Source organism: Klebsiella quasipneumoniae subsp. quasipneumoniae, assembly GCF_020525925.1.
GTDB classification, from domain to species: Bacteria; Pseudomonadota; Gammaproteobacteria; order Enterobacterales; family Enterobacteriaceae; genus Klebsiella; species Klebsiella quasipneumoniae.
In genome coordinates this window covers 1,622,426-1,641,945 of sequence record NZ_CP084876.1, presented here as the reverse complement: position 1 = coordinate 1,641,945, position 19,520 = coordinate 1,622,426, and the positions used below count along the sequence as shown (strand labels likewise).

Annotated in this window: 16 protein-coding genes and 1 pseudogene; 8 read left to right on the top strand and 9 right to left on the bottom strand. The window is 59.0% G+C overall.

The genetic code is table 11. The annotated features are described in order from the left end of the window. The first annotated feature begins 144 nt into the window (after window positions 1-144). Together dld and LGM20_RS08020 are read left to right on the top strand one after the other, a co-directional pair. Window positions 145-1,890, top strand: a complete 1,746-nt coding sequence (dld, locus tag LGM20_RS08025) for a D-lactate dehydrogenase (RefSeq protein ID WP_044524201.1) — start codon at window positions 145-147, stop codon at window positions 1,888-1,890. A gap of 85 nt (window positions 1,891-1,975) precedes the next feature. Continuing rightward, window positions 1,976-2,530, top strand: coding sequence for a GNAT family N-acetyltransferase (locus LGM20_RS08020; protein WP_002912829.1), 555 nt, complete (start codon window positions 1,976-1,978; stop codon window positions 2,528-2,530). A gap of 506 nt (window positions 2,531-3,036) precedes the next feature. Here LGM20_RS08020 and pbpG read toward each other — a convergent pair. Further along, window positions 3,037-3,987: a D-alanyl-D-alanine endopeptidase gene (gene pbpG / locus LGM20_RS08015; RefSeq protein WP_023290428.1), complete on the bottom strand. Its 951-nt coding sequence runs from the start codon at window positions 3,985-3,987 to the stop codon at window positions 3,037-3,039. A 188-nt stretch (window positions 3,988-4,175) separates the two neighbouring features. Then, window positions 4,176-4,763 carry a Yip1 family protein gene (locus LGM20_RS08010; RefSeq protein ID WP_032453512.1) on the bottom strand — a complete coding sequence of 196 codons (588 nt, stop codon included), beginning with the start codon at window positions 4,761-4,763 and terminating at the stop codon, window positions 4,176-4,178. 153 nt (window positions 4,764-4,916) lie between these two features. Here LGM20_RS08010 and LGM20_RS08005 point away from each other — a divergent pair, with 153 nt between their 5' ends. Continuing rightward, on the top strand, window positions 4,917-5,486 hold the full coding sequence (locus LGM20_RS08005; protein WP_044524205.1) for a DedA family protein: 570 nt from the start codon (window positions 4,917-4,919) through the stop codon (window positions 5,484-5,486). Window positions 5,487-5,518: 32 nt separating this feature from the next. Here the strand turns inward: LGM20_RS08005 and mdtQ are convergent, their stop codons facing one another. Beyond that, window positions 5,519-6,958 carry a multidrug resistance outer membrane protein MdtQ gene (mdtQ, locus tag LGM20_RS08000; RefSeq protein ID WP_044524206.1) on the bottom strand — a complete coding sequence of 480 codons (1,440 nt, stop codon included), beginning with the start codon at window positions 6,956-6,958 and terminating at the stop codon, window positions 5,519-5,521. Between the two features lie 128 nt (window positions 6,959-7,086). Between mdtQ and LGM20_RS07995 the strand changes: the two genes are divergently transcribed. Beyond that, the gene (locus LGM20_RS07995) at window positions 7,087-7,821 is read left to right on the top strand and encodes a class I SAM-dependent methyltransferase (protein ID WP_023290432.1); all 735 of its coding nucleotides are present in this window, start codon (window positions 7,087-7,089) and stop codon (window positions 7,819-7,821) included. A gap of 33 nt (window positions 7,822-7,854) precedes the next feature. Here the strand turns inward: LGM20_RS07995 and LGM20_RS07990 are convergent, their stop codons facing one another. The 5 genes and pseudogenes from LGM20_RS07990 to dusC all read right to left on the bottom strand — a co-directional run bounded on the left by LGM20_RS07990 (window position 7,855) and on the right by dusC (window position 14,909). After that, on the bottom strand, window positions 7,855-9,249 hold the full coding sequence (locus LGM20_RS07990; RefSeq protein WP_044524207.1) for a glycoside hydrolase family 1 protein: 1,395 nt from the start codon (window positions 9,247-9,249) through the stop codon (window positions 7,855-7,857). A 15-nt stretch (window positions 9,250-9,264) separates the two neighbouring features. Beyond that, a pseudogene (bglF, locus tag LGM20_RS07985) lies at window positions 9,265-11,236 on the bottom strand (PTS beta-glucoside transporter subunit IIABC). Window positions 11,237-11,265: 29 nt separating this feature from the next. Beyond that, window positions 11,266-12,099, bottom strand: a complete 834-nt coding sequence (gene bglG / locus LGM20_RS07980; protein WP_044524210.1) for a transcriptional antiterminator BglG — start codon at window positions 12,097-12,099, stop codon at window positions 11,266-11,268. Window positions 12,100-12,254: 155 nt separating this feature from the next. Next, window positions 12,255-13,619, bottom strand: a complete 1,365-nt coding sequence (locus LGM20_RS07975) for a carbohydrate porin (protein ID WP_044524211.1) — start codon at window positions 13,617-13,619, stop codon at window positions 12,255-12,257. A gap of 357 nt (window positions 13,620-13,976) precedes the next feature. Then, window positions 13,977-14,909, bottom strand: coding sequence for a tRNA dihydrouridine(16) synthase DusC (dusC, locus tag LGM20_RS07970; RefSeq protein WP_023290437.1), 933 nt, complete (start codon window positions 14,907-14,909; stop codon window positions 13,977-13,979). A gap of 358 nt (window positions 14,910-15,267) precedes the next feature. Between dusC and LGM20_RS07965 the strand changes: the two genes are divergently transcribed. The 4 genes from LGM20_RS07965 (at window position 15,268) to sanA (ending at window position 18,431) form a co-directional block, all read left to right on the top strand. Continuing rightward, on the top strand, window positions 15,268-15,672 hold the full coding sequence (locus LGM20_RS07965) for a CidA/LrgA family protein (protein WP_023290438.1): 405 nt from the start codon (window positions 15,268-15,270) through the stop codon (window positions 15,670-15,672). Continuing rightward, window positions 15,662-16,357, top strand: a complete 696-nt coding sequence (locus LGM20_RS07960; protein WP_004201621.1) for a CidB/LrgB family autolysis modulator — start codon at window positions 15,662-15,664, stop codon at window positions 16,355-16,357. The genes LGM20_RS07965 and LGM20_RS07960 overlap by 11 nt, the downstream gene beginning before the upstream one ends. Before the next feature lie 128 nt (window positions 16,358-16,485). Further along, window positions 16,486-17,370 (top strand): cytidine deaminase, encoded by an 885-nt coding sequence (gene cdd, locus LGM20_RS07955; RefSeq protein WP_044524212.1) that lies wholly within the window; start codon window positions 16,486-16,488, stop codon window positions 17,368-17,370. 344 nt (window positions 17,371-17,714) lie between these two features. Continuing rightward, window positions 17,715-18,431: an outer membrane permeability protein SanA gene (sanA, locus tag LGM20_RS07950; protein ID WP_004201624.1), complete on the top strand. Its 717-nt coding sequence runs from the start codon at window positions 17,715-17,717 to the stop codon at window positions 18,429-18,431. Window positions 18,432-18,501: 70 nt separating this feature from the next. On the opposite strand, the gene mglC is transcribed toward sanA, so the two are convergent. Then, on the bottom strand, window positions 18,502-19,512 hold the full coding sequence (gene mglC, locus LGM20_RS07945) for a galactose/methyl galactoside ABC transporter permease MglC (protein ID WP_002912871.1): 1,011 nt from the start codon (window positions 19,510-19,512) through the stop codon (window positions 18,502-18,504). Between the last annotated feature and the right edge of the window lie 8 nt (window positions 19,513-19,520).

The following is a 19,520-nucleotide window of genomic DNA, read 5'->3' as shown; positions in this document are numbered from 1 at the left end:
CGCAGTTTGCCATATATATAAACAACGCGCCCGCAGAATGCTAAGGTTCTTCTCTGATTTTTGCGAAACATTCATGCATCAAATTGTCATACAAAGCGCTATGCTTATCCTCGATATTTCGCGCACCACCACAAGGAGTGGAACATGTCATCTGCACCCACTAACACCCATAAAACGTTTCTGGCTGACCTGGCGCGCCTGGTTGGCCCTTCGCATCTGCTGACCGACCCGGCAAAAACCCAGCGCTACCGCAAAGGCTTCCGCTCCGGCCAGGGCGAAGCGCTGGCGGTTGTCTTTCCCGGCACCCTGCTGGAACTCTGGCGCGTGCTCAACGCCTGCGTCGACGCCGATAAAATCATTTTGATGCAGGCGGCCAACACCGGCCTGACCGAAGGCTCCACCCCCAACGGCAATGATTACGATCGCGAGATCGTGATTATCAGCACCCTGCGCCTGGATAAGCTGCATCTGCTGGACAAAGGCGAGCAGGTGCTGGCCTGGCCCGGCACCACTCTCTATTCACTGGAAAAAGCGCTGAAACCGCTGGGGCGCGAGCCGCACTCGGTGATCGGCTCATCGTGCATCGGCGCGTCGGTGATCGGCGGGATCTGCAACAATTCCGGCGGCTCCCTGGTGCAGCGCGGGCCAGCCTATACCGAGATGTCGCTGTTCGCGCAGATTGACACCGACGGTAAGCTAAAGCTGGTCAACCATCTGGGCATCGATCTCGGCAGTACGCCGGAGCAGATCCTCAGCCGACTCGACGACGAGCGGATCAGCGATAGCGATGTGCTGCATGATGGCCGTCACGCCCACGATCACGACTATGTTACCCGCGTGCGTGATGTCGATGCCGACACCCCGGCGCGCTACAACGCCGACCCGGACCGCCTGTTCGAATCCTCCGGCTGCGCCGGTAAACTGGCGGTTTTCGCCGCGCGTCTCGATACCTTCCCGGCGGAGAAGCGCCAGCAGGTGTTTTACATTGGCACCAATCAGCCGCAGGTATTGACCGAGATCCGCCGCCATATCCTCGCCGAGTTCCGGCATCTGCCGGTGGCCGGGGAATATATGCACCGCGATATTTACGATATCGCCGAGAAGTATGGCAAAGACACCTTCCTGATGATCGACAAGCTCGGCACCGACAAAATGCCGTTCTTCTTCACCATGAAGGGGCGCACCGACGCGATGCTGGAGAAAGTGTCGCTGTTTAAGCCGCACTTTACCGACCGCTTTATGCAGAAGCTCGGCCACGTCTTCCCGGCGCATTTACCGGAGCGGATGAAAACCTGGCGCGACAAATATGAACACCATCTGCTGCTGAAGATGGCCGGCGACGGCATCGAAGAAGCGCAGCGCTGGCTGACGGCGTACTTCCAACAGGCCGAGGGGGAGTTCTTCGCCTGCACGCCGGAGGAAGGCAGCAAAGCGTTCCTCCATCGCTTTGCCGCCGCGGGCGCGGCGATCCGCTATCAGGCGGTGCATGCTGACGAGGTGGAAGATATTCTGGCGCTGGATATCGCCCTGCGCCGCAACGATACCGAGTGGTTCGAACATCTGCCGCCGGAGATCGACAGCCAGCTGGTGCATAAGCTCTACTATGGCCACTTTATGTGCCATGTGTTCCATCAGGATTACATCGTCAAGAAAGGGGTCGACGCCCATGCGCTGAAGGAGCAGATGCTGGCGTTGCTGAAAGCCCGCGGCGCCCAGTACCCGGCGGAGCATAACGTGGGTCATCTGTATGAAGCGCCGGAGAGCCTGCAGCAGTTCTATCGCCAGAACGATCCGACCAACAGCATGAACCCGGGGATCGGCAAAACCAGCAAGCAGAAATACTGGGGTGAAGCGGCCCCGGCGCCAGTCTCCCCGACGGATCCGCAATAATCGGCGGCAGGACTATTCAGCCTGGCGCTTCTGTATTACGCTGCACGCCGGAGAATGTTTCTCCGGCAGATTCAGGAGCGCCGCCATGCCTGCAGAGGCCCCGTTACTCGACAGTGATTTAGAAATTCGTGAAGCGCTGCCCGATGATGCGCACGCCATCGCCGCGCTGTATGTCTGGCACGTGCTCAATGGCCGCGCCTCCTTCGAAGAGATCCCTCCCACCGTTGACGAAATGCGTAAACGGATCCAGACCGTGCGCGATAACGGGCTGCCCTGGCTGGTAGCGCTGTGGCGCGGGGCTATCGTCGGCTACTGCTACGCCACTTTCTATCGCCCGCGCCCGGCCTATCGCTACACCCTCGAAGAATCGATCTACGTGGAATCCGGAATGGGCGGGCGCGGCATCGGCAGCGCGCTGCTGTCGCGGCTGATCGCCGAATGCGAGAAAGGCCCATGGCGGCAGATGCTGGCGATCATCGGCGATGGCCATAACAATGCCGGCTCGCTGGCGATCCATAAAAAGTTCGGTTTTACCGTGGCAGGTCAGCTGCGCAGCGTCGGCTATAAGATGGGCGACTGGCGGGATACGTTGATTATGCAGCGCGCGCTGGGTGACGGCGACTGGACGCTGCCGGAGTAATATTCGGCGTTACATCCCGCGGCTCGCGGCATAAACGCCCCAGCCCGATTGCCCGGCGGCGCTGCGCTTGCCGGGCCTGCGAAGGGGCCGAACCCGGCGGTAAATAATGTAGGCCGGATAAGGCGTCAGCCGCCATCCGGCACAAACGCGGCACTGGGCGTGATTGCCCGGCGGCGCTGCGCTTGCCGGGCCTGCGAAAGGGGCGGAACCCGGCGCCAAATCATGTAGGCCGGATAAGGCGTTAGCCGCCATCCGGCACAAACGCGGCACTCGGCGTGATTGCCCGGCGGCGCTGCGCTTGCCGGGCCTACTAAGGGGCGGAACCCGGCGCCAAATAACGTAGGCCGGATAAGGCGTCCGCCGCCATCCGGCACAAACGCGGCACTCGGCGTGATTGCCCGGCGGCGCTGCGCTTGCCGGGCCTACAAGACCTGATAACCCTTTGATATAAATGCATCTTTATCCCGGATAAGGCGCAATGCGCCGTCATCCGGGGTATATGCAGATTAATCGTTCTGCGCGGTCTGGGCGCCGCCTTTCAGCATCGCCTCCGCCATCTGCGCTTCGCGCTGCTTTTTATAGCTCAGCGCCGAAGCCGGGACCGGCATTACCTTCCCGGTCTCGATCCACGTCCGCAAACGGCTGGCGTCGGCGAAGTGGGTATATTTGCCGAAGGCATCCATCACCACCAGCGCCACCGGACGTTGGTTAATCACCGTGCGCATAATCAGGCAGTGGCCGGCAGCGTTGGTGAAGCCGGTTTTGGTCAGCTGGATGTTCCAGTTGTCGCGATACACCAGATGGTTAGTGTTGCGGAACGGCAGGCTGTAGGCCGGATGGGCAAAGGTGGCGGTCTCTTCTTTGGTGGTGCTCAGCTGGCCAATCAGCGGATACTGCTCGCTGGCGATCAGCAGTTTGGTCAGATCGCGGGCGGTGGAGACGTTATGCACCGACAGACCGGTGGGCTCCACATAGCGGGTATGGGTCATACCCAGCGCCTGCGCTTTGGCGTTCATCGCGCGAATAAAGGCGTCGTAGCCGCCCGGATAGTGATGCGCCAGGCTGGCGGCCGCGCGGTTCTCGGAAGACATCAGCGCCAGCAGCAGCATATCGCGGCGGCTGATCTGGCTATTGAGACGCACGCGGGAGTAAATCCCCTTCATTTCCGGAGTATGGCTGATATCCACCGTCAGCATTTCATCCAGCGGCAGATGGGCATCGAGAACCACCATGGCGGTCATCACCTTGGTGATCGACGCCATCGGGCGCACCAGATCCGGCTGGCTGGCGTAGATGATTTTTTTGGTGGCCAGATCGACGATCATGGCGCTGCCGGAAGCGATGTCCGGCTGCGAGGCGGCTACCGCCGTCGGGGTTTTTGCTAACGCCTGGGGCGCAAAAGGCACAGCCAGCAGCAAGGTCAGGCTGAGCAAAGAGACTCGGAATTTCGGCATCATGGGCATTCTGAAAAGTATTTTTGCACGTTATTGAACGTACGCCGCGAGGTTAAGTGGGCAACTTCGCTGGCAAACGCCATCATACCGCGCCGTAAGGCCCTGTGCCTAATAAGAATCGTGAAGAAATGCTGCATTGCCGACATAAAATACATATTTGCCGGCAATGCATATTGACCCGTTTCGTCCGATCAGAACAGTCGGTAGCCATACCCCCATAGCACCACGGTGATCGCCAGCAGTACTTCCAGCACCAGCACCCCGATGGCCAGGGTCGAGCTGGCGAAACTGAGCCCCTCTTCCCGGTTAATGCTCAGGAAGGTCGGGATCCCGAGATAGAGCAGATAACCGGTATAGAACAGGGCAACGGTACCGATCAGCGCACACAGCCAGACCAGCGGATAGAGCGCCACAATCCCGCTCAGGAACAGCGGCGTGGCCACATAGCCGGCAAAGACCATGCAGCGTTTCAGGGAAGGCTGCTGTGGATATTGCCTGGCCATCCACCAGATAACCCGCCCCATGATCGCCACCCCGGCCAGCATCACGGCATAAAACAGGACAGCCAGCGCCAGCCCGGTCCACATCGACAGTTTAATAATGGTGCCGTCACCGAAGTTCCAGCCCAGCTGCGTGGTGCCGATAAAGGCGCAAACCACCGGAACCGCCGCCATCAGCAGCACATGGTGCGTATAGTGATGAGAAATGGTTTCATTCTCGCTCTTTATCACGCTCATCTCCCGATTGGGATGAGCGAAGAGCCCCCAGACATGGTTCATAGCGTCCCCCTTGTCACGGCTTCGTACTGCACTGATCCAAGTATAATTCACCCTGTAGATTATTTTGTGTACAGGACAAAAAATCTGCGTCGACGCGTTTTGGTCTGCAGGGTGTATGATTAACAGGTGATGAGGTAAGGAGATAAGCTGTTTATGGATATCAATCACCTGATTTCCCAGTATGGCTACGCGGCGCTGATCGTCGGCAGCATGGCGGAAGGTGAGACCATTACCCTGCTGGGCGGCGTCGCGGCGCATCAGGGACTACTGAAGTTTCCCCTGGTAGTGATCGCTGTCGCCCTCGGCGGGATGATTGGCGATCAGTTGCTCTATCTGCTTGGTCGCCGCTTCGGCGGGCGCATTCTGCGCCGTTTCGCCAGCCAGAAGGCGCGGATCAGGAAAGCCCAGCGCATGATCCAGCACCGGCCGTGGCTGTTTGTCATCGGCACCCGCTTTATGTACGGCTTCCGGGTGATCGGCCCCCTGCTGATCGGCGCCAGCCGCCTGCCGCCGCGCATTTTCCTGCCGCTGAATATTGCCGGGGCGCTGGTGTGGGCTCTGCTGTTTACCACCATAGGCTATCTTGGCGGCGAGGTGGTTGGCCCGTGGCTGCACCACCTCGACGCCCATCTGAAGCACTGGATCTGGCTGATCCTCGCGGTGGTGTTGGTCGTGGCCGCCCACTGGTGGTTCAGGCGGCGCGAAGGGAAGAAGAAAGACTGAGCGGCGCGCCCGCTGACGCGCCGGGGGGCCGGTTACTTCACGCTCTGGTGGTAGCCGCCGCCGAGGGCCGAGGTCAGCTGAATGCTGGCGTCAATCCACTGGCCGTGCAGGCGCAAGGCGGTGATACGCTCCTGCAGCGCCGGGAGCTTCGCCATACTGACCCGGGAGCCGGGCAAGATCCCCGCCGCCATCCGGGCCTGCGCCAGGTCCACCACCCGCTGGGCGTCTTTTTCAACCTGCTGCTGCTGTTGGCTCTTGGCCATCAGCGTCTCGACCTGGCTGGCGGTTTTCGCCACCTGGTTGACGGCATCCACCACCGCTTTGTTGTACTGGGCGATGGACAGGCTGTTCTGCGCGCTGGCGATATCCAGATTGGCATTGAGGCGACCGCTGTCGAAGATCGGCAGCGTCAGTCCGGCGGTGACGCCCATCTGCTGCGCCGAATGGCGGAAAAGATCGCTTAAGTGCAGGGCATCCTGCTGCAGGAACGCCATCAGATTGATGTCCGGGTAAAACGCCGCCTTCGCCGCGTCCACTTCGCTCAGCGACGCCTCGATATACCAGTGAGCGACCTGCAGATCCGGGCGACGCGCCAGCAGCTCATAGCCAAGGGTGTCCGGCAGCTGCGCGCTGACCGTCGGCAGGCTGGCGGGTTTGAGGTTTAGCGACTGGCTCTGGCTGTTGGTCAGGGCCATCAGCCGCGCTTCAATCTCTTTCATCGTGCCCGCCACGTCCGCCAGCTGCTGGTCGGTTTTGCTGACGTTAATATCGTTTTCCGCCCCTTCGGCGGAGTTGGTGATCCCGCGCTGATACAGGGCCTTGTCGACCGTCACGATATTATTTTGCTCGTTTTTCACCTGCTGCAGCACCGCTTTGATCGCCGCTTCCGTCTGCCACTGCCAGTACAGGCGCGCCACGCTGCCGGAGAGCAGCTCGCGGGTCTGAGCCTGCTCGGCCACCTGGGCTTTCAGCTCGCCAATGCGGGCTTTCACCAGCGCACGGTTTTTGCCCCACAGATCGAGATCCCAGCCGGCGGTCAGGCCGAAGGTACCGTTGGTGTACCACGGGCCGGTATTGCCGTCGGTGTCGGTGGCGAACGGCCCCATCAGGCCTTCGGCCGACATGCGTTGACGTTCGATGTCAGCGGAGAAATCCATCTCCGGGCCAAGATTCGCCTGCGACATTCTGGCCTGCGCTTCGGCAAGCCTGATGCGCTGTTCGGCAATCTGCATATCCGGCGCGTTGGCGAGCGCGCGCTGAATCAAATTATCCAGTTGGGCATCGTGGTAGTCTTTCCACCAGTCGGTCTGCGGCCAGCCGTTTTTGACGGCGGCGGGGAGATCCATGGCAACGTGGGAAGCCGGAATTTGCTGCTGCGGCGGACGAGCTACCTCATGGGAAGGCGCGCAGCCTACCAGCGCGATGGCCAGGGGCAAGGCCGCCAGCACGCTATTATTTAATCTCAATTTCATTAGACAGGTCAGATAATATAATCAGGTGAGTGATCATAAGTTAATTGAATTAAACGCGTTTAGTAAAGCGTGTGACTAAATTATTAGTTAGCTAAAAATAAACAAACTTATCAATTCAAGGGATGAATATGAGCCAGAATATTTATGACGATCCGCACTTCTTCGCCGGCTATGCAACCCTCGATCGTTCGGTGAAAGGGCTGGATGGCGCACCGGAGTGGCCATCGCTACAGGCAATGCTGCCGCCGCTAGCCGGTTTGCGGGTGGTGGATCTCGGCTGCGGCTACGGCTGGTTTTGCCGCTGGGCGCAGCAGCAGGGAGCCAGCCAGATAATGGGTTTTGATATCTCCCGGCGTATGCTGGCGCAGGCACGGGAAATGACCCGCGGGGATGAGATTGACTACCGCTGCGCCGATCTGCAAACCTTGACGCTGCCCGCCAACAGCTGCGATCTGATCTACAGCTCGCTGGCCCTGCATTATTTACCCGACATCGCCCCGCTCTTCTCCACCCTGCAGCAGGCGCTGGTCCCTGGCGGTATCCTGGTCTTTTCTGCCGAACATCCCATCTATACCGCGCCGCTGCAGCAGGGATGGCAGGTGAATGAACAGGGGCAAAAGAGCTGGCCGGTCAGCCACTATCAGCAGGAGGGGGAGCGCGTCAGCAACTGGTTTGCCGAGGGCGTCATTAAACAGCACCGCAAACTCTCGAGCTGGATAAACGCGCTTATCGCCGCCGGTTTTGTGCTGGAGCAGCTGGATGAGTGGGGACCAGGCGCCGAACAGATTGCTCAACAGCCCGCCCTGGAGGAAGAGAAAGAGCGGCCGATGATCTTTTTACTGCGCGCGCGTAAACCGGCTTAATACCCCGCCCGACGATGGCCGGGCGGGGAAACGTTACGCTTTCAGGCTGGCGCCGCGGCTGGCAATCACCTCTTTATACCAGTCAAAGCTCTTCTTCTTACTGCGCGCCAGGGTGCCGGTGCCGTCATCATGGCGGTCGACATAGATAAAGCCGTAGCGCTTCGACAGCTCCGCCTTCGAGGCGCTCACCAGGTCAATCGGTCCCCAGCTGGTAAAGCCCATCAGCTCAACGCCATCGTCAATGGCCTCCCGCGCCTGCACCAGATGGTCGTTCAGGTAGCTGATGCGGTAGTCATCGTTAATGCTGCCGTCGGCTTCCACCTTATCTTTGGCGCCCAGACCGTTTTCCACGATAAACAGCGGCTTCTGATAGCGATCCCACAGCACGTTCAGCAGCGTACGCAGGCCCAGGGGGTCTATCTGCCAGCCCCACTCCGAGCTCGCCAGGTGCGGGTTCGGCACCATGCTGAGAATATTGCCGCGCGCCTGCTGGTTCAGCGCCTCATCGGCGGTGACGCACCCGGTCATGTAGTAGCTGAAGGAGATAAAATCGACGGTGGTTTTCAGCGTGTCGCGATCGGCCTCGGTGATGTCGAGCGTGATGCCGTTGTCGCGGAAAAAGCGCTGCATATAGCCCGGGTACGCCCCGCGCGCCTGCACGTCGCCGAAGAACTGCCAGCTGCGGTTCTCCTGCAGCGTCTCGAACACATCTTCCGGTTTGCAGCTCAGGGGATACATCAATCCGCCGAGCAGCATATTGCCGATTTTGCCCTCGGGCACCAGCTCGTGACAGGCTTTGACCACCAGGGCGCTGGCCACCAGCTGGTGGTGAATGGCCTGATATACCTCGCCTTTGCTGCTGCCGGCCGGCAGGCCGACGCCGGTCATCGGGGCATGCAGCGACATATTGATTTCGTTAAAGGTCAGCCACAGTTTGACCCTGTTTTTATAACGGCTGAACACCGTCCGGGCGTAGCGCTCAAAGAAGCCAATCACCTGCCGGCTACCCCAACCGCCGTAGTTTTTCACCAGCGCCCACGGCATTTCATAATGCGACAGCGTCACCAGCGGGGTGATGTTGTGCTTCGCCATCTCGTCGAACAACTTGTCGTAGAACACGAGTCCGGCTTCGTTCGGCTCGGCGTCATCGCCGTTGGGGTAGATACGGGTCCAGGCGATGGACACCCGCAGGCAGTTAAAGCCCATCTCGGCAAACAGGGCGATATCTTCCGGGTAACGATGGTAAAAATCGATCGCCACATCCTTAATCCCGCTGTCGCCGGGTACGCGCTCGACCACTTCGCCGAAGACGCCGTGCGGCTGCGCATCGGAGGTGGATAACCCTTTGCCATCTTCCAGGTACGCCCCTTCCACCTGATTCGCCGCGGTCGCGCCGCCCCATAAAAAATCTGCCGGGAATGTTTTCATCTCTCTCTCCTGTGATTAATGGCTGACTGACAACAGCGGCTGACCGGCTTCGACGGCGCTGGGCGCCACCGTGTCGATCTCGCGATAGTCATCGCTGTTGCTGATAATAATCGGGGTCGCCAGGTCGTAACCGGCGTCCAGAATTGCCTGACGATCGAACTCAATCAGCAGATCGCCGGCCTGTACTCTGTCGCCCTCTTTCACATGCGCGGTAAACGGCACGCCGTCGAGTTTGACCGTGTCGATGCCGACGTGGATCAGCAGCTCAATACCGCTGTCGCTCTGCAGGCCGATGGCGTGTTTGGTCTGAAACAGAGAGGCCACTTCGCCGGTGAACGGGGCGATGACTTTGCCTACCGCCGGGATAATGGCGACCCCATTCCCCAGCAGGCCGCTGGCGAAGGTGCTGTCCGGCACCTGATCGAGGGCGATGACGCTGCCGCTCATCGGCGCCAGAATGTCGTTTGCCGAGACCGGCGCTACCGCCACGGCGCCCGGAGCGGCGCTGGCGCGCGGCAGGCCGGCGAAGAAAGTTAAGCCACAGGAGATAATCAACGCCGCGAAGATGCCCACTATGCCGCCCCAAACGGTGCTATCAAGCCCTTGGGGCGGGATCATTTGCGCCACGGTAAAAATGTTCCCGAAGCCGAATGAATAGACGTTAGCATTACTGAAACCCACAATAGCGCCGCCGATGGCGCCCGCCACGCAGCCGAAGATAAACGGCCGGCGCAGCGGCAATGTTAAGCCATAGATAGCGGGCTCGGTAATGCCGAAGATGCCCGCTGAAAACGCAGAACCGGCCAGCACTTTCTGACGGGCATCGCGGGTTTTCAGCAAAATACCCAGCACCGCGCCGACCTGCCCCATAACGGCCGGCAGCAGCATGGGCAGCATGGAATCATGGCCAAGCACCGTCAGATTGTTAATCATCAGCGGAATCAGTCCCCAATGCAGGCCGAAGATCACACAAACCTGCCACAACGCGCCCATCGCCGCTCCCGCCAGCCACGGCGCCACCGCGTAGATAATCTGATACCCCTGGGCCAACAGATGACTGAGCCAGGTCGCCAGAGGGCCAATCAGCAGAAACGTCAGCGGAACCACAACGGCGAGACAAATCGCCGGCGTAAAAAAGTTTTTCATCGATGACGGCAGCAGCGCGTTGCTCTTGCGCTCCAGCCAGCAGCAGACCCATGAGGCGAGAATAATCGGGATCACCGATGAGCTGTAATTAATAAAGGTCACCGGGATGCCGAGAAAGTGCTCCACCGCCGCGCCCGGCGCCTGGCTGGCCTCAAAGGCCTGAATCATCAGCGGGTGGGTTAACGCCCCGCCGATCACCATCGAGACAAACGGGTTACCGCCAAATTTTTTACCGGCGGTGTAGCCGAGAAATAGCGGGAAGAAAAAGAACAGCGCGTCGCTGGCGGCAAACCAGATTTTATAGGTTCCCTGTTGCGGGGTCAGCCAACCGCAGACGACCGCCAGCGCCAGCATCCCTTTCAGGATACCGGAAGCCGCCAGCACGCCGATAAACGGCGTGAAAATTCCCGACACGACATCGATGATCTGCCCCAGCAGCGACCCTTTTTCAACGCTTTCCGCCACCGGTTCGCTGTCGTCGCTTAACCCTGCCTCCTGACGCACCGCCAGCCAGACGTCGTGAACGTGGTTGCCAATCACCACCTGAAACTGGCCGCCGCTCTCCACCACCATAATGACGCCCGGGTTGGCCTTCAGCCCTTCGGCATCGGCTTTGCCGTTATCTTTCAGCTTAAAACGCAGACGTGTCGCACAGTGAACCAGACTCACAATGTTCTCTTTGCCGCCGACGCGGCGGAGAATATCCTGCGCGAGTGCTTTATATTCCATGCTCTTTTCCTTACTGCCGCTGTCCGCAGACAACCGGCGACTGAGTAGTAAAAATAAAAAAAACCCGAGAACCACGCCGGTAGGCGTCGCGCTCAGGTTTTGCCTGCATCATGCAGTAACAATCCAGTTTTGTCGGGAGACTTAGCGTCCCTCTTTTCTTACCCGTTCAATATGAATGGCAAGAAACATAATTTCTTCGGTGGTCAGCGCCCGCTGATACTGCTTTTGCAGATGCGTCGCCACCGTTTCCGCGCACTTCCACGCTTTGGCGTAGTTGTCTTTCACCGCGCTGTGCAGCGAGACGTCGTCATCTTCCACCACCGTGCGGGTCAGCATCCGCTGAGCGAAAAACTTCAGATGGGTGACGAAACGCTGATAGCTCAGCGACTCCTCGTCGTAGTTCAGCTGCAGCTGATACTTCACCAGCTGCAGGATCTCCTGCATCACCCGGGTCACGTGCATGACCTCCGGCATTTCGCTGTTGAGCTGCGCCGTCACCAGATGGAGGGCGATAAATCCGGCTTCATCCTCCGCCAGCGCCACGCCGAGCCGTTTGCTAATAATGGCCCTTGCCTCCTGGCCCAGCGCGAACTCCTTCGGATAGAGCCGCTTGATCTCCCACAGCAGCACGTTACGCAGTGCGATGCCCTTTTTCTGCCGCTCGATAGCAAAGTGACAGTGATCCGTTAACGTGATGTACAAACTTTCCTGTAACTTGCCCAACCGCCCGCGCGCCAGGTCGATAATGCGATCGCAGGTGGTCATCACTTCTAACGGAATCTGACTGAGCAGTTCACCTAAGCGGCCGACCAGTTCATCGCTTTGTAAGGCGAAGACTTTTTCAATTTTGCTGTCGTCCAGCGCGTCGCCCGGGCGTTTCTGAAAGGCCAGCCCTCGCCCCATCACCACCTGTTCGCGCTGGTGTTCGTCAAGAACCACCACCACATTGTTATTGAGTACTTTGGCGATTTGCATATTGACCCCAGAAACAAAAAAACCTGACCCCCGACGAAACGCCAGGTAATCAGGTTTTGCCTGCCGCAGCAGTTGCAATCCAACGCCAGCACTGTAACAACTTCTGCTGCGCGCTCAACCTGACAAGTGAAAAAACGTGATTAAGATCGCGACTATCAGAAGGTCACGACGGTTTTCCACTCCACCACCCACGCGTCCTGGGTCTGCGCAACGCCGCCCGGACGGTGCCAGTACTGCAGGCCCGGCTGCAGCTCCAGCCAGGAGACTGGGCGGAAGCGATAATAGAGTTCGCCGTTCAGCGAGTGGCCGGCCACCGGCTGCCAGGCCGGATCGTTATAGTCGGCGGCGCCGCTGAGCTGGTTCATGTAGCGCTGATTGCGCGCGTAGTGGCTGCTCATGTCGATCCACGTCAGGCCGAAGCCGATCCAGTCCTCCGGACGGGCGTCAAACAGCCCGCGGTAGCGCATCGAGGCGGCGACGGCGGAGTGGATATAGTTGCTGCGCTGGTCGCTGAGGCTGCCGCTCAGCGAGACGCTCATTCCCCGCAGCGGATCGTCGGCGTGGCGGGTAATCTGCTGGTTCAGGCCGGCGTACATAAACCAGGTGCTGTTGTGCTCGGCGTAGCCCTGCGGGTCCGTCGCCCCGGCGCCGCCGGATTTGCCGCTGTAGAGGTCGCTTTGCGGCGCGTTAGTCCAGACCACGCCGAGGTTATAGGCTCCCGGCAGGCCATTCATCAGCGGACGGGTTTCGATCTCCATCGGCAGTAAAATGCCTTTGCTGCCCTTCGTCGACCAGCTCCAGGCATGGCTGCGCGAGGCGGCCTGCGGGTTTTGCTCCATCACCCCGCCTTTGAGGGTCACCGTCGGCGTCAGCTTGTACTCCAGGGTGGTGCCCCAGGTGTGGATGTTCCAGTTATTCCAGGTCAGCGAGTTGGCCGATTTGCCGCCGCACTGGGTCAACAGCTGGAAATCGCAGGGAATGATCTGGTCGAAGGTTTGCACCTTGTTCATCATGCCGATGCGCCAGGTCAGACGACGGTCGTCAAAGCTGCGGGCGAAGGTCAGCCAGCCGAGACGGGTGATCGACCCGCCGCCCCAGCTTTCCTGCGACAGATCGTTGAAGCTGACCCGCGGATCCTGCAGCCGTTTCGTGGTGAGGTTATCATCGTGGTTGCGGTTGACGATGTTGCCCTCGAGACGGGCGTCCGGTATGCCGGTCCAGCGCTCCAGATCCTGGGTAAAGGTCAACGACACCTGGTCAATATAGGCCAGATGTTTATCGTGGTTATAACCGCCGCCGGCGTTGTAGGCCATCTCGTTAAGATAGCCGAGATTATAATGAAAGCCGTTCTCTTCAAGGATTGGACGAATACCCAGCATATCGCCCAGCAGCCCTGGCTGTCCGGCTTCAAACCCCAGCACGCTGCCGTTCCACGCCGGGGTTTGCGCCGCGTTCACGACGGGCGCCATCGCCGCCAGCGCCGCGCCGATAAAAAGCTGATTTATTTTTTTGTTATACATTGTGATCTCCACCGTGACTGAATAAAAACAAAGGGGATCCCCAGGCTATTTATTTACCTGTTTTCTTTTTTTAAAAAATGAATGGCAAGGGGCCTCCTTCGGTAATAAAACCGCGACCGTGCCAGAGAAAAGATGAATGACAATCTCTCGTTTTACGTCATCATTTACCCACCGTTAAATTTTGGCCAAAAAAAAACCTAAGCACTTGCCGCCACGAATGACGGAAGTGCTTAGGTTTTGCCTGCGTTCAGTAGCAATCCTGAATTGATTGACCGCACAGTATCACTTTATTTCACTCATGCCTATCATCAATAGGCAGGCAAGTAATAATATGTGAAGCGAATAACAATATGGCGCTTAATAGCGGGCGATCGCCGCCGCTATTTCAGCAGAGGTTTGCAGGGCGCGAATTTCATTAAACAGCGTCAGCGCCTCGGTATATTCCTTGCGTAAATAGCCCAGCCACTGCTTAATTCTCGCCACATGATACAGGCCGGTATCGCCCTGCTTTTCCAGACGGGTATATTTTTGCAACAGCTGAACCACCTGCGGCCACGGCATGCGCGGTTCGTTGTATTTGATCACCCGGCTGAGGTTCGGTACGTTGAGCGCCCCGCGGCCAATCATCACCGAATCGCAGCCGGTGACGGCCATACAGTCCTGAGCGCTTTGCCAGTCCCAGATTTCGCCGTTGGCGACTACCGGAATGGTCAGGCGCCGGCGGATCTCGCCGATGGCCTGCCAGTTGATGCGCTCCGCTTTGTAGCCATCTTCTTTAGTGCGGCCGTGGACCACCAGCTCGCTGGCCCCCGCCTGCTGCACCGCGTCGGCGATTTCAAAGCGCCGTTCGCCACTGTCCCAGCCGAGACGAACTTTCACCGTCACCGGCAGATGTCCGGGCACCGCCTCGCGCATCGCCTTCGCGCCGCGATAGATAAGCTCCGGGTCTTTCAGCAGCGTCGCCCCGCCACCGCTGCCGTTCACCAGCTTCGACGGACAGCCGCAGTTTAAATCGACGCCCCACGAGCCAAGCGCCACTGCGCGGGCGGCGTTTTCCGCCAGCCACTCGGGATATTGCCCCAGCAGCTGGACGCGCACGCGGGTACCGGACGGGGTGCGGCTTTGATGATGCAGCTCCGGGCACAGCCTGTAGAACGATTTAACCGGCAGCAGTTGATCCACCACCCGCAGAAACTCGGTGATGCACAGATCGTAATCGTTCACTTCGGTCAGCAGCTCGCGCACCAGCGAATCGAGCACGCCTTCCATCGGCGCCAGTAGTACACGCATATCGTTACCCGGAAAAAAAAGAGGCGCTATGGTAGCGCCTCCGGGCGTTGGTTGAAAGTGCTCAATGCTTCCCGCCTACCGTACGCCATTCCCCATTCGGCGAATGCGGCAAAGCGAGGAGATAATCTCTATGCTTTACAGGAGTCTGCGGCGTCTCATACCGCCTTCATTTGCCGCTTCTCTTCCAAAAAGGTAGCGTGGGACCCGATATACCCAAAGCTGCGAGCTGTCAGGTCCTGCCGGGAGAGGCTATTGTTCCCGTACGCTATCAGCGCTATGCATAGAATTCATGATGTGATCGGTAGCACATTTTAGGGATTAATTGTATGATGAATGCACTTCATCAAGGGTTATTACCATGAGTAAATCGCTGACTATTATCTGGCACTACCTGCGGGCTTTCGTCCTGATTTACGCCTGCTTATACGCCGGAATATTTATCGCCGGGCTGCTGCCCATCACCATCCCCGGCAGCATCATCGGCATGCTGATCCTCTTCGTGCTGCTGGCGCTGCAAATTATGCCGCCGCAGTGGGTCAACCCCGGCTGCAATATCCTGATCCGCTATATGGCGCTGCTGTTCGTGCCGATCGGCGTCGGCGTGATGCAGTACTGGGATCTGCTGCGCGCGCAGCTGGGGCCGGTCGTCATCTCCTGCGCCATCAGCACGCTGGTGGTGTTTGTGGTGGTGAGCTGGAGCTCCCACCTGGTGCACGGCGAACGCAAAGTGATTGGGCAAAAGGAAAAGAAAAATGATGCATGAAATCTGGTGGTCGCTACCGCTAACCCTGATCGTCTTTTTCCTCGCCCGCAAACTGGCGGCCCGCTTCAAATTCCCGCTGCTCAACCCGCTGCTGGTGGCGATGGTGGTGATAATCCCGTTTCTGCTGCTGACCGGGATCTCCTATGAGCGTTATTTTGCCGGCAGCAAGATCCTGAACGATCTGCTGCAGCCGGCGGTGGTCGCGCTGGCTTTCCCGCTGTATGAACAGCTGCACCAGATCCGCGCGCGCTGGAAATCGATCATCACCATCTGCTTTATCGGCAGCTGCGTGGCGATGATCACTGGCACCACCGTGGCCCTGCTGATGGGCGCCACACCGCAGATCGCCGCCTCTGTTCTGCCCAAATCGGTGACCACGCCGATTGCCATGGCGGTGAGCGGCAGTATCGGCGGCATCCCGGCCATTAGCGCCGTGTGCGTGATTTTTGTCGGCATCCTTGGCGCGGTATTCGGCCATACCCTGCTCAACCTGATGCGTATTCGCACTAAAGCGTCGCGCGGCCTGTCGATGGGCACCGCCTCGCACGCCCTCGGTACCGCCCGCTGTGCGGAACTGGACTATCAGGAAGGGGCGTTCAGCTCGCTGGCGCTGGTGCTGTGCGGGATCATCACCTCGTTGATGGCGCCGTTTTTATTCCCGCTGATCCTTGCGGTAGTGGGATAAAATGTGACTCGTATCACATTTATTAATGCAACGATGAAAAGTTGCATTAGCAATGAGATGTAAATCACACTTGAAACCCCTTGACGCCCGTACACTGGTTTCCCATTACACTGTTATGAGGCAACGCTATGCACTCACGTTTTCAAGCTGCTTTGACGACTCTGGCAGCAGACCTGCAGGCGGCCATCGCCCCGATGCTCGCCGACCCGCACTTCCCGGCGCTGCTCGAGGCCGATCAGGTGGCGACGCTGCAACAGGCGACAGGTCTGGACGAAGACGCGCTGGCCTTTGCGCTACTGCCGCTGGCCGCCGCCTGCGCGCGCGCCGACCTTTCCCACTTTAACGTCGGGGCTATCGCCCGCGGCGTCAGCGGCCGCTGGTACTTTGGCGGCAACATGGAGTTTGTCGGCGCCACCATGCAGCAGACCGTCCATGCAGAGCAGAGCGCCATCAGCCACGCCTGGCTGCGCGGTGAAACCTCCCTGCGCGCTATCACGGTGAACTACACGCCGTGCGGCCATTGTCGTCAGTTTATGAACGAACTGAACAGCGGACTGGCGCTGCGCATTCATCTGCCCGGTCGCGAAGCCCATGCGCTGCAGCACTATCTGCCGGATGCCTTCGGCCCGAAAGACCTGGAGATCAAAACCCTGCTGATGGACCACCAGAACCACGGCTTCCCGGTCAGCGGCGATGCCCTGTCCCAGGCGGCGATTGAGGCCGCTAACCGCTGCCACGCGCCTTACAGCCACTCGCCTTCCGGCGTAGCGCTGGAGCTGAAAGATGGCACCCTTTTCAGCGGCAGCTATGCGGAAAACGCGGCGTTCAACCCGACGCTGCCGCCGCTGCAGGGGGCGCTGAATCTCCTCAGCCTCAACGGCTATGATTATCCGGACATCCAGCGGGCGATCCTGGCGGAGAAAGCCGATGCGGCGCTGATTCAGTGGGACGCCACCGTCGCCACCCTGAAGGCGCTGGGCTGCCACAATATCGAGCGCGTGCTGTTAGGTTAATCAGCCTGCGCGCCTGAGCAGATGGCCGGATGGCGGTTTCGTCTAATCCGGCCAACCTTTTATGCCGTTATGTTGTCGGGTGGCGCTCCGCTAACCCGACCTACCGTTCGCGCCATTGCGAGCTGAAGATCGCGATGGCTGCTGAAACTGCCGACCTGACGGCCTCAAAGTCGCTGAGACGTTACGGAGGGCCGGAGAACAGGTTGCGGCTACGCCTTGCCCGGTCTGGGATCGGCGATCGGCTCATATTGCTGAAAATCCCCGCAATTAAACGCGGGTTTCTTGCGCTTACCCGGCGGGTAAAGTAGCCTGAAGACTCCGTTGTCTATTATTGAGCCAAGTTCATGTTAAAGCGTGTGTTCTACAGCCTGTTAGTCCTGCTCGGCCTGCTGCTGTTGACCGTGCTGGGTCTTGACCGCTGGATGAGCTGGAAAACCGCGCCCTATATCTATGACGAGCTGCAGGACCTCCCCTACCGCCAGGTCGGCGTGGTGCTGGGCACCGCTAAATACTACCGCACCGGGGTGATCAATCAGTATTACCGCTACCGCATCCAGGGCGCGCTCAACGCCTACAACAGCGGCAAGGTCAACTATCTGCTGTTGAGCGGGGATAACGCCCTGCAAAGCTACAATGAACCGATGACTATGCGCCGGGACCTGATTAAAGGCGGCGTCGATCCGGCGGATATCGTGCTGGACTATGCCGGTTTCCGCACGCTCGACTCGATCGTCCGCACCCGCAAAGTGTTCGACACCAACGACTTCATTATCATCACCCAACGCTTCCACTGCGAACGGGCGCTGTTTATCGCCCTGCATATGGGGATCCAGGCTCAGTGCTACGCGGTGCCGTCGCCGAAGGATATGTGGAGCGTGCGGCTGCGCGAATTCGGCGCCCGCTTCGGCGCGCTGGCGGACCTCTACATCTTCAAACGGGAACCGCGCTTCCTCGGTCCTTTAATTCCGATTCCGGCGCAGCAGCACGACGTGCCGGATGACGCCCAGTCCTACCCGGCGGTCACCCCGGAGCAGCTACTGGAGCTGCAGAAAGAAAAGTAGCCTCCATCAACGCATCCGTTTCAGGTATAAAAAAACCCGCGCCAGGCGCGGGTTTTTACTCAGGCAAAAATTACTTCTTACGGGCGTATTTCAGGGAATCCAGCGCCACGGCGAAGATAATGATCGCCCCCTTAATGATGTACTGCCAGTAAGGGTTAACGCCGATATAGGTCAGGCCATAGTTGATCACGGTGAAGATAATCACCCCGGTCACCACGCCGAATACGGTCCCTACCCCGCCGCTGAACGATACGCCGCCCACCACGCAGGCGGCGATGGCGTCCAGTTCGTACATAAAGCCGAGATTATTGGTCGCCGAGCCGATACGACCGGCTTCCAGCAGGCCGCCGAAGGCGTAGAACACGCCGGAGAGGGCATAGATCATCAGCAGGTTCAACGCTACGTTGACCCCGGAGACCTTCGCCGCTTCCGGGTTACCGCCGATAGCGAAGATGTTTTTGCCAAAGCGCGTCTTGTTCCACAGGATCCAGACAAAGAAGACGGCAATCAGCGCGTAGAAGGTGATGTAGGACAGGCGGAACGAGCCCAGCGCCACAAACCCCTGCGCGAAATGGGAGAAATGGCTGTCGAAGCCGGAGATCGGCGACGCGCCCACGAAGTCGTAGTACAGCGAGTTAATGCCGTAGACGATGATCATGGTCCCAAGGGTGGTAATAAACGGCGTCACGTTCAGATAGGCAATGACGATCCCATTAATCAGGCCGATGACCGCCCCGATGGCGCATACCAGCAGGATGACCAGCGGGATCGGCATGGTCGCCATATCCGGGAACACCTTGTTGGCATTATCCACCGCCTGCAGCATGGTCGCGGCAATCACCGCCGCCAGTCCCACCTGACGGCCGGCGGAGAGGTCGGTGCCCTGCGTGACGATCAGTCCGGCCACGCCGAGGGCAATAATAATACGCACCGAGGACTGGGTCAGAATATTACTCAGGTTGAGCAGACTTAAAAATGTCGGATCCTGGAAAATAATAATGGCCAACAGGACCAGAAGGACGACATAGATCCCACCCTCTTTCAGGTAAGTGAGAAAACTCTTTTTATTTAACGCACTCATGTGAAGCC